General features: G+C 46.5%; 7 protein-coding genes. All 7 read left to right on the forward strand.

Going from position 1 to position 6000, the window contains the following annotated elements; genetic code table 11:
• Positions 1-31: 31 nt before the first annotated feature.
• The 7 genes from AC4EVX_RS09340 (at position 32) to AC4EVX_RS09370 (ending at position 5951) form a co-directional block, all read left to right on the forward strand.
• Positions 32-937, forward strand: a complete 906-nt coding sequence (locus AC4EVX_RS09340) for a carbohydrate ABC transporter permease (RefSeq protein ID WP_177977987.1) — start codon at positions 32-34, stop codon at positions 935-937.
• Positions 938-950: 13 nt separating this feature from the next.
• On the forward strand, positions 951-1832 hold the full coding sequence (locus tag AC4EVX_RS09345) for a carbohydrate ABC transporter permease (protein ID WP_308451488.1): 882 nt from the start codon (positions 951-953) through the stop codon (positions 1830-1832).
• 258 nt (positions 1833-2090) lie between these two features.
• Positions 2091-2828, forward strand: a complete 738-nt coding sequence (locus AC4EVX_RS09350) for a glycerophosphodiester phosphodiesterase (RefSeq protein WP_177977989.1) — start codon at positions 2091-2093, stop codon at positions 2826-2828.
• A gap of 264 nt (positions 2829-3092) precedes the next feature.
• Entirely contained in the window at positions 3093-3692 is a 600-nt protein-coding gene (locus AC4EVX_RS09355; RefSeq protein ID WP_490160071.1) for a glycerol-3-phosphate responsive antiterminator, read from the forward strand.
• A 74-nt stretch (positions 3693-3766) separates the two neighbouring features.
• Entirely contained in the window at positions 3767-4576 is an 810-nt protein-coding gene (gene proC / locus AC4EVX_RS09360) for a pyrroline-5-carboxylate reductase (RefSeq protein ID WP_177977990.1), read from the forward strand.
• A gap of 70 nt (positions 4577-4646) precedes the next feature.
• Positions 4647-5204 (forward strand): NUDIX hydrolase, encoded by a 558-nt coding sequence (locus tag AC4EVX_RS09365; RefSeq protein ID WP_177977991.1) that lies wholly within the window; start codon positions 4647-4649, stop codon positions 5202-5204.
• A gap of 210 nt (positions 5205-5414) precedes the next feature.
• Positions 5415-5951 (forward strand): hypothetical protein, encoded by a 537-nt coding sequence (locus AC4EVX_RS09370; protein WP_177977992.1) that lies wholly within the window; start codon positions 5415-5417, stop codon positions 5949-5951.
• The last annotated feature ends 49 nt before the right edge of the window (positions 5952-6000 follow it).

Raw genomic sequence — 6000 nt, forward strand, 5'->3', positions numbered from 1 at the left:
TTACGATAAACACAAGCGGGGGTGTAGCAACATGTCAAACAAGAAAATTAACCCCAGGAGTGCATCTGCCTGGAAGGATTTCTTATGTGTCCTTCCGGTGCTGGTATTCCTGGCAGTCTTTACCTATTATCCAATCGTTAAGCTGCTTCAGATTAGCTTTACCGACTGGAACCTGCTGAATGATACCTGGAATTATGTCGGATTCAAAAACTGGGTTTGGCTCTTCGGAGGCTCCGGAACAAAGTATCTGTGGAACTCTCTGAAAGTAACTTGCCTGTACTCAGCAGGAGAGCTTTTTATTACCCTTGTCGGTGGCATGGTGTTTGCACTCATCTTCAACCGTATGACAAAGGGATTTTCGGCGATGAGAGCAATCGTCTTCATGCCGAAGTACGTAGCAATGTCTTCCGCAGCAGTTGTTTTCCTGTGGATCTTCAATAAGGACAACGGAATTTTCAACTACCTGCTCTCCTTAGTAGGACTTCCGGCAGTTGACTGGCTCGGTAACCGCCACATGGCTCTGATTTCTGTATTGATGCTGACCGGATGGCGTTGCGTTGGATACGGAATGATGGTTTATCTGGCAGCAATGATGGGAATCGCTCAGGATTACTATGAGGCAGCCTCCCTTGACGGAGCAAACAAGGTTCAGCGTTTCTTCAAGATCACGCTTCCGATGCTTTCTCCGACCACTCTGTTCCTGTTTGTAACGACCTTCCTTTCCTCTATGAAGGTGTTCCAGTCCGTAGATATCTTGACACAGGGCGGACCGTATCGTTCCACTGAGGTATTTGTTTACAACATTTATCGTTATGCAATGGTAGATTTCCGTATGGACCGTGCATCGACAGTTGCAATCTTTTTCTTCGTACTGCTGTTGATCGTGACGGTTGCGACGATGAAGGTTTCCGGTGGAAACGTAACTTACGATTCATAGGAGGAGAACAATCATGGGTAGACAGGCAAATGCCAATGGCATCGATTTGAACGAGGCTGCACGGCATAAGAAAAAAGTGATGACGGTACTCCAGTATGTTCTGGCTACGATTGTTCTTTTGATTGTCGTATTTCCGATCTATTGGATGTTGGTATCTTCAGTAAAATCACAGGAAGAGATTCTTCTTCCGGTTCCGACTCTCTGGCCGAGAGAGTTCCATTTTGAGAACTACATCAACGTGCTCAAGAGAGGCAACTTTATCAAGTATTATTACAACACGGCTGTGATGACAGCCGGAATCCTGATTTCTCAGGTCGTAACCGGTATCTTTGCGGGATACGGTTTCGCAAAGGGAAAATTCAAGGGACAGAATCTGTGCTTCATCATCGTGCTCGGCGCACTGATGATTCCGCTTCAGGTAACCTTCATTCCGATTTACATCATGATGGCAAACTGGGGAATGTCTGAGACCTTCATCGGCCTGATCCTTCCGGAGGCAGTATCTCCGTACTACATCTTCATGCTTCGTCAGACCTTCATGTCGATCGACGACAGCTATCTCGAGGCTGCACGTATGGATGGACTTGGAAGAATCGGAATGATCACAAAGATCCTTGTTCCGATGTGTAAGTCCACACTGTTCACCGTAACGCTTGTAACCTTTACAAACGGATGGAACGCTTACTTCTGGCCGAAGATCATCGCAAAGGGCGAGACGAGACGAGTTCTGACGGTTGGACTGGCTTACTTAAAGAACACATTTGCAGGACAGGCAACGATGAACAACCATGAGATCATGGCTGGTGCAGTGCTTGCGGTTGTACCGGTTATCATCCTGTTCTTCATCTTCCAGAAGTACATGCTGACCGGTTACTCGAAGGCGGCAATGAAGTAAGACAATTTTGATTTGGGGTTATTGAGTAATTACTTCGGTAAATTGAAATGTATTTAAAATGTATTTGAAATGTATTTGAAACATTATTTATAAAGATTTTGTGTAAAACCTACACGAAACAGATGCAAAAAGATAGAGAGAGTGCTATACTTGGCATAGAGCAGTTGACGTATAAGAACAGTTGATTGTTCACCTGATTTTGCATCTGTTTCATGACAGACGACAAGAAAAATGTGAGAAACAGCGGAGGGAAACGAGATGAAGGTTTATGCACACAGAGGTTACAGCGGAAGATATCCGGAGAATACGATGCTCGCATTCAAGGAGGCTGGAAAACTCGGCGTTGACGGTATTGAGCTTGATGTTCAGCTGACAAAAGACGGAGAGGTTGTTGTCATCCACGACGAGAAGATCGATCGCACGACAGACGGAACCGGTTATGTCAGAGATTATACACTTCAGGAGCTGAAGAAGTTCAATGCAGCTCAGATTTGGAATGGAAAATATGGTTTTCAGGAGATCCCGACCTTCGAGGAGTACTGTGCATGGGCGAAGGATCAGTCGCTTGTGACCAATGTGGAGATTAAGAGCGGAGTCTTTTATTACGCAGAGCTGGAGGAGAAAACTCTGGCACTGGTAAAGAAATACGGACTGGAAGATCGCATCATCTTCTCCTCCTTTAATCATACCTCTGTATTTCTGCTGAGAAAGCTCGCACCGGAGATTCCGGGAGGTGCGCTCGTAGAGCATGAGGGACTTGGAAATGCCGGATATTACTGCAAGAAGTACGATATGCAGTGCTATCATCCGGGCTACAAGGGTCTGACCGAGGAAGAGGTTAAGATCTGCCATGAGAATGGCATTGATGTCAATGTATGGACGGTCAATGATATGGCAACGCTCGAACAGCTTTGGGACTGGAAGTGCGAGGGTGTCATCAGCAATTATCCGGATGTCTGCAAACGCTATGTTGACAGCAAGGCAAGTGAGCAGTAAGAGAAATAATTGAAATGTTAAATGTTTAAAAATTCATAGGAAAAGAACATTATCTGTTCAGCAAGGGGAAAAGTTATGAGAAAAAGGCTTTCGCAGGAACGCAAAGTCCAGAGATGGGCTATGTGTTTTGGCAAAGCCTTTTTTTGTTAATTTTTAGCCATTTATCTTTGCGTTGCGGGGTCACTTTGGATGATTTGGAAAGTGACGGTTTCGTGGGTTTTGCTTGACGGATTGGAAATACGTTGCTAAAGTAAAGGAGAACATATGGAGAGTCAATTAGAGAAAGAATGGGGAGTTGAAAGAATGAAGGCAATGGAGTTGTTTGAGAGTTCACCGGTGATTGCAGCGGTAAAAGACGATAAAGGACTGTACCGGTGTTTTGATTCAGAGTGTCAGGTGGTATTTATTCTGTATGGAACGATTTTAAATATCACGGATATTGTGCGACAGATCAAGGAGCACGGAAAGATTGCAGTGGCTCATGTGGATCTGATTCAGGGGCTGAGTGCCAAGGAAGTGGCAGTCGACTACATTCGCACAAATACGCTGGCAGATGGAATCATCAGTACAAAACCGCTCCTTGTCAAACATGCGGTGGAGTCCGGACTGCTCGGCGTTCAGAGAACCTTCTTGATTGATTCGATGGCGATGAGCACGACGAAGAAGCAGATTGAGTCGTTCCGTCCGGATGCGATTGAGATTATGCCGGGAATTATGCCGAAGGTTCTTCAGGAGATTCGCGGATTTACGGAGGTTCCGATTATTGCCGGAGGTCTGATCTCCGATAAAAAGGATATCATGGCAGCATTTTCCGCGGGAGCAGATGCGATTTCCACGACGAAGGAAGATTTGTGGTTTATGTAGGATTTTTTGAAACCGAAAACGGTGCTGACAAGATAAGAGTGACAAAATAGGAAAAGAGACAGGAGGAAGCGAAGATGAGTGAGTTTGCATATAAGTACGGATTTATCGGAATGGGAAATATGGGATTTGCGATGTTGAAGGGGCTTCTTCAGGCGACTCCGGCGGAGAGTCTCACTTTTTCAGCGAGAAATCGGGAGAAGATGGTAAAGGTGGAGGCGGAGACCGGTGTGCATCCGGCTTCCTCAAATTTGGAGTGCGCAAAATCTTCCAAGTACCTGATTTTGGCAGTGAAACCTCAGCAGTATGATACTGTGATCGGAGAGATCCGGGAGGTGGTATCTGCGGATCAGGTGATTTTGTCAATCGCTCCGGGAATCACGATTGAGGATCTCGGAAAGCGCTTTGGAAAGCCGGTGCGTGTGGTCAGAGCAATGCCGAACACACCGGCGCTTGTCGGAGAGGGAATGACCGGAGTCAGCTTTGAGGAAGATCAGTTTTCTGAGAAAGAGAGAGCGGATATTCGTGAGTTCTTCTGCTCATTTGGAAGGATGGAGATCGTCGGGGAGAACCTGATGAATGCGGTTGTCTGCGCGAGTGGAAGTTCTCCGGCATACATTTACATGATTATCGAGGCGCTTGCAGACAGTGTGGTGAAGTATGGACTGCCAAGAGCGTCTGCCTATCAGATGGTTGCACAGACGGTCCTCGGAAGTGCGAAGATGGTGCTTGAGACAGGCAAACATCCGGGAGAACTCAAGGATCAGGTCTGCTCCCCGGGTGGCACGACGATCGCCGGAGTTTCTGCACTTGAGGAGTATGGTCTTCGGAATGCATTGATTAAGGCATCTGATGCATGCTATGAGAAGTGTACGAGAGTAAAATGACGTAAATGACGCAAGTAAAGTAACATGAACGGACAAGTATGAAAAAGACTGGAAGAGAGGAAATGAGATTATGGAGAATAAAGAGACAAAGAAGATTCCGCCGGTAATCCGCAAGGATCGTCAGTTGAAATATACCGGAAACATTCTCAAGATTTATGAGGATACGGTGATTGCAAACGGACATGAGGCACACTGGGATTACATTCATCACGACGGAGCAGCGGCGGTTGTCGCAGTTGCAGATGACGGAAAGCTGCTGATGGTGCGCCAGTACCGCAATGCGCTTGATCGCGAGACACTTGAGATTCCGGCAGGAAAACTGGATGATCCGAATGAGCCGAAGATTGAGTGCGCATACCGGGAGCTTGAGGAGGAGACAGGATATCGCTGTGATAAGCTGGAGTATCTGATGAGTCTGAATACGACGGTCGCATTCTGTGATGAGGCGATTGATATTTTTGTTGCCCGCAATCTGATTCCGTCTCATCAGCATCTCGATGAGGATGAGGTGATCAATGTCGAGGCATGGGAACTTGAAGATCTCGAAGAGCTGATCTACACCGGAAAGATGACGGATGCGAAGACCGTTGCAGCGATTATGGCTTATGCGAGAAAGTACCGGAGATAAGAGAAGAAAGAAAAACTAAAATATAAAAGAAAAAAATCAGAAGGTTTGGTGTGTTGGGTACATTTGTTATGTTAGTTACCCTAATTACCATAGCTATCCTAGATACGCTGGTTACGCTCCGCCAACTGGTACACGTTTTGATCATTCGAATAAAGACACATTTTTCCTTGTATTCTATCATAGAGTATAAAAAATGTTGCGGAGTGCGTGATGAAGAGAGTACAGCGACTTTTGCTCTGGGCAGTGGCGGGATGGATTCTTGCCTCGATTTTGGCAAACCGTGCATTTATCTCCGGTCTGATTAATGTGAGCGTGCTTTTTGATCTGCTCGAGAACCGGTGCGGGGATCTTTCGGGGGAGAGCAGGGGTGGATTTTTTCGGATGATCGCTTTGCGCTTTATGCAGACCGGAGGGCTTGCGCTGATCTGTGCGGGGCGGTTTGCGAGCGTGGGAGTGAGGATTATTCTGTTTCTGATTGGAGCCTGTGCATCTGCTACGCTTGTGATTTTGACATGGACGAGGGGAGCGGGCGGGCTTGTTCTTTTTCTGTGTGCATCTCTTCCGCAGGATCTTTTTTATCTGGCATCGTGGTTTCTTTTGATTGCAGAGAGTGTGGAGTATCCGCAAACCGTAAAAAGACCGTATCAGAGACGAATCTGGGTGATTGCAGGACTTCTCTGCGCAGTTGGAACCTGGGTGGAATTTGTGATTGGGGACTGGATTCTCAAAAATTTCGTTTCCTTTTAGGACATCTAAGCGGGAATCCTCGGCCATTCAATGACCGAGATGAAAGCGC

The sequence above is a fragment of the Brotaphodocola sp. genome, assembly GCF_983179755.1.

What these genes read in the sequence shown, in the direction of transcription:
- AC4EVX_RS09340 (WP_177977987.1), top strand. Translation starts at nt 32, where the DNA reads ATGTCAAACAAGAAAATTAACCCCAGGAGTGCATCTGCCTGGAAGGAT.
- AC4EVX_RS09345 (WP_308451488.1), top strand. Translation starts at nt 951, where the DNA reads ATGGGTAGACAGGCAAATGCCAATGGCATCGATTTGAACGAGGCTGCA.
- AC4EVX_RS09350 (WP_177977989.1), top strand. Translation starts at nt 2,091, where the DNA reads ATGAAGGTTTATGCACACAGAGGTTACAGCGGAAGATATCCGGAGAAT.
- AC4EVX_RS09355 (WP_490160071.1), top strand. Translation starts at nt 3,093, where the DNA reads ATGGAGAGTCAATTAGAGAAAGAATGGGGAGTTGAAAGAATGAAGGCA.
- proC (WP_177977990.1), top strand. Translation starts at nt 3,767, where the DNA reads ATGAGTGAGTTTGCATATAAGTACGGATTTATCGGAATGGGAAATATG.
- AC4EVX_RS09365 (WP_177977991.1), top strand. Translation starts at nt 4,647, where the DNA reads ATGGAGAATAAAGAGACAAAGAAGATTCCGCCGGTAATCCGCAAGGAT.
- AC4EVX_RS09370 (WP_177977992.1), top strand. Translation starts at nt 5,415, where the DNA reads ATGAAGAGAGTACAGCGACTTTTGCTCTGGGCAGTGGCGGGATGGATT.